The sequence below is a fragment of the Mesorhizobium sp. M4A.F.Ca.ET.050.02.1.1 genome, assembly GCF_003997725.1.
GTDB lineage: Bacteria > Pseudomonadota > Alphaproteobacteria > Rhizobiales > Rhizobiaceae > Mesorhizobium.
This window is the reverse complement of sequence record NZ_RZSG01000671.1, coordinates 1-3,307: the sequence shown is the minus strand read 5'-3', so window position 1 is coordinate 3,307 and position 3,307 is coordinate 1. Positions and strand designations below refer to the sequence as shown.

The following is a 3,307-nucleotide window of genomic DNA, read 5'->3' as shown; positions in this document are numbered from 1 at the left end:
CATCCGGAGATGTTCGTCTATCCGTTCGAGTCCCAGATCGGAACGCGCCTCGTCAACGACGCGATGACGTCTCTGTTCCCGGTCAAGTACCGCTGGCCGGCCTTCCCGCTCGATGCGGCTCCCGTGGACGACTACAAACTGATCATCGACGAAGAATGCAAGGTGCGTGCGCGCACACCGTATGTCAGCAAGTTTCGTGACACGGCCTTCGACTTCAACGACGATGAGCGTTGCGCTCAATACATCAAGCATGTGGAGGCCGTCGGCCGCGGCACGGCGAACAACGTCGCTGCTTTCTTCCGCTCCACATTCGACGCCTGGAAGGATTACAACCGCAGCGGCCGCGAGAAAGTCTATGTCGGGTACAGTCCGATCATCACCGTGGACTCGGAGGCGATCCTCGCCGCGATGCCCGGCGCGCACATGCTGCATGTCGTGCGCAATCCGTTCTCCGCCTACGCCGATACGAAGAAGCGGCCGGTTCCGATGCGCCTGTCGGACTATCTGCGGGCCTGGTGCCTGAACCAATACCATGCCCTGCTCGCGCGCAATCGTCATCCGGATCGGGTGCACATCGTGAGGCTGGAAGATGTCGTGTCCGACGCGCGCAAGGCTCTGGCGCCGGTTCTGTCCGCTCTGGGCATCGACGATCACGCCGCGCTGTCGGCGCCGACATGGAATGGACTGGCGCTGCGTGAAGTCTATCCCTGGGGAACGATCCGCCGCGCCACGCCGCAAGCCAATCGCGCGACGGCAGCGGAACTCTCGGTCGAGGAGCATGCGAAAGTCGCTGAGGCCGCCTGGCAGTATCTCGATGTGTTCGACTATGGCGAGTTCGCCAGGATGCGGCCCGGCTGAGATGCAGCGAGCCCTTGTGACCGGCGGCAGCGGCTTTGTCGGCGCGAGCCTGGTCCGACGGCTCCTGTCGATGGGCTGGCAAGTCGATCTCCTGCTGCGACCTGGTTTCGCGACCTGGCGTGTTCCTGCAGAACAGCCGCGGCTCTCGATGCATGTCATCGATCTGACGGATGCTTCGGCCGTGGAAGCGCTGCTGCATCGACTGCGGCCGCGCCACGTGTTCCATCTGGCCGCGCATGGCGCCTATTCGTGGCAGACCGATGCGGCCAGGATCGCGAAGACGAACCTCGAAGCCATCCGCACTCTGGCGCTTGCTTCGCTCAAGGCGAATGTCGAGGCTTTCGTGCACACCGGCACCTCACTGGAGTACGGCCGCAAGAGACACGCCCCGTCCGAGGACGAACCGGCTGAGCCCGAAGGGGCCTACGCAATCTCTAAGGCGGCGGCGACGGCGTTCTGCCGCGATCTTGCCAGACGATCCGGCATGCGCTTTCCGACACTTCGTCTCTATTCGGTCTATGGGCCGTGGGAAGAGCCGCGACGCCTCGTGCCGTCACTGCTCCTCCATGCGATGGTCGGGAAATGGCCGCCGCTTGCGAACCCCAAGACGGCGCGTGATTTCGTTTGGGTCGAAGACGTCATCGACGCCTTGATCATCGCGGCAAGTCGCCCGCTGGCGGATCCCGGGGCAATATTCAACATCGGCACCGGTCGGCAAACCACGCTGGGAGAAATCGTCGCTCTCGTGCATGGCGTGACTGGCTGCGAGGCTGAACCGCATTGGCAGAGCATGCCCGATCGAGGCTGGGACACGGATATCTGGCAGGCCGAGACCCGACACGCAGCGACGGTATTGGGCTGGACCGCGCAAACGACATTGCGAACCGGTTTGCAGCGAACGATCGAATGGTTGCAGGAAGACCGCGAGCGTCTCGACCTGTATCAAGGGAGCCTCAACTTGACGGGCGCACAGCCAAGATAGAGCGGCCGACCGTGTGGCAGTTCGCAGCAGCACGACCGGCGTTGCCGACCTTGTCTTCAGAAGGCGATTTTCAGACCCAGCTTGCCGGCGACGGTCGAACTGTCCGCGGACCACTTGCCGCGAATTTCGGTGCTGAGCGTGGTCGATCCCGTCATCTTCAGATTGAATCCGGAGTACAGCGCCACGGAAAAGTCCGCGTCCTCGAATTCGCTTTCCTCGCCCTCGACGCTGGCCGTGTTGGAGTAGCCGAAACGCTGCTGGAAATCGGCCCGTGCGTAGGGACTGATCACCATGCCGTTGCCAAGCTGGAAATCGGCATAGATGCCGGGCTCGAACTTGATCGCGCCGAAGGACAGGTGGCTCTTGCCGTAGTCAGTGCCGGAGCTGTCCTCATATCCGTCGCCGGTGAAGGTGACGCCCAGCAAGCCGCCGCGCAGATCGAAACGGACCCGGTCGGTGAGCTTGAAGATGCGTCCAATAGACCCGGTGATCGCATAGCCCTGCGTGTCATAGTTGCCGGAGCCGCTGTCCACATTCTCGACGTCGGTGTTGCCGAGGAATGCGGACGCCGCCACCAGCGCATAACTCGTATCATGGCGATAGAGTCCATAGCCGCCGAACATCCCGCTTCTGTTGGTGGCATCGCCGCCGCTGGAAAAGCGGCGGTCGTCGACACCCACCTCGGCGGAGGCATAGCCACCAAACAGGCCGATGTTGAGCCCATGCTCATCGTCGAAGCCGAAATGCTTGGCGGCTTTGAAATCCACGCTGACGGCGGCGGAGAATTCATCGACATCGAAAGGTTGTCCATCAATTGTGTCGAAGCTGTTCGAAATCCTGAAGCCGTCATGTTCGGTGTGGGCAAGCTGGCCGGAAGCAAAAACCCCAAAAGGCGCCGCCTGCGCTGGTGCCGGCGGAGCTGCCTTGGCCGGACCGACATTCGCTTCGACAATGTCGTCAACAATGTTGTGAAGGGCGTCCAGAGATGTGTCGACAATCGCGCCGTTGGCCACTCCGCCAAGATAACAGTTGGCGTCTAGGCCCTCAATGATGCAAGCATTGGCTTTCGAAGGCATGAAGACCAATGCTGCGCCAATCGAGAGCGCGCACGCGGCGCACAGGCGCAGAAGCCAATTCGCTGCTTTCATTTTCGTGTCCCCGAACTTAAAGTTTTACTCAAACAGTCGGTGCAAGCTATGCGATTGAATTCTCCAAGAACAACGATCCGGCCCCCACAGATACGATTTCGACATACTAGCAGAAAATCGATCGAAGATCATAGTAACTCACTTTGACCGGTTACGGCGCCACCCTTCCTTCGAGATGGGTTCTGATGTAAAATTTTTGGGTCTTCGAAGATGCGGGTTCGGCGCGCGAGAGGCGTCAATGGGGGGAGCGCTTCGATTGCTCGAGGACTGTCGCCAACTGAGACGAGCTCGCGTCATGACCTGTGGCCCCTTCCTGCGC

The 3,307-nt window shown here is 61.0% G+C and carries 4 protein-coding genes; 3 read left to right on the top strand and 1 reads right to left on the bottom strand.

Annotated elements, in window-relative coordinates:
* The coding region (locus EOA33_RS29070) for a sulfotransferase (RefSeq protein ID WP_127407214.1) at positions 1–858 on the top strand (858 nt) is incomplete at its 5' end.
* Positions 859–874: 16 nt separating this feature from the next.
* Positions 875–1,840 (top strand): NAD-dependent epimerase/dehydratase family protein, encoded by a 966-nt coding sequence (locus tag EOA33_RS29065; protein WP_189375508.1) that lies wholly within the window; start codon positions 875–877, stop codon positions 1,838–1,840.
* Positions 1,841–1,896: 56 nt separating this feature from the next.
* Here the strand turns inward: EOA33_RS29065 and EOA33_RS29060 are convergent, their stop codons facing one another.
* The gene (locus EOA33_RS29060; protein WP_190234402.1) at positions 1,897–2,607 is read right to left on the bottom strand and encodes an autotransporter outer membrane beta-barrel domain-containing protein; all 711 of its coding nucleotides are present in this window, start codon (positions 2,605–2,607) and stop codon (positions 1,897–1,899) included.
* Here EOA33_RS29060 and EOA33_RS39360 point away from each other — a divergent pair.
* Positions 2,563–2,880 carry a hypothetical protein gene (locus EOA33_RS39360; protein ID WP_190234401.1) on the top strand — a complete coding sequence of 106 codons (318 nt, stop codon included), beginning with the start codon at positions 2,563–2,565 and terminating at the stop codon, positions 2,878–2,880. The two genes, EOA33_RS29060 and EOA33_RS39360, sit on opposite strands and share 45 nt — an antisense overlap.
* The last annotated feature ends 427 nt before the right edge of the window (positions 2,881–3,307 follow it).

Bases quoted from the DNA above. Each gene is read 5' to 3' on its own strand.
- EOA33_RS39360 (WP_190234401.1), top strand. From the start codon at position 2,563: ATGCTCATCGTCGAAGCCGAAATGCTTGGCGGCTTTGAAATCCACGCT.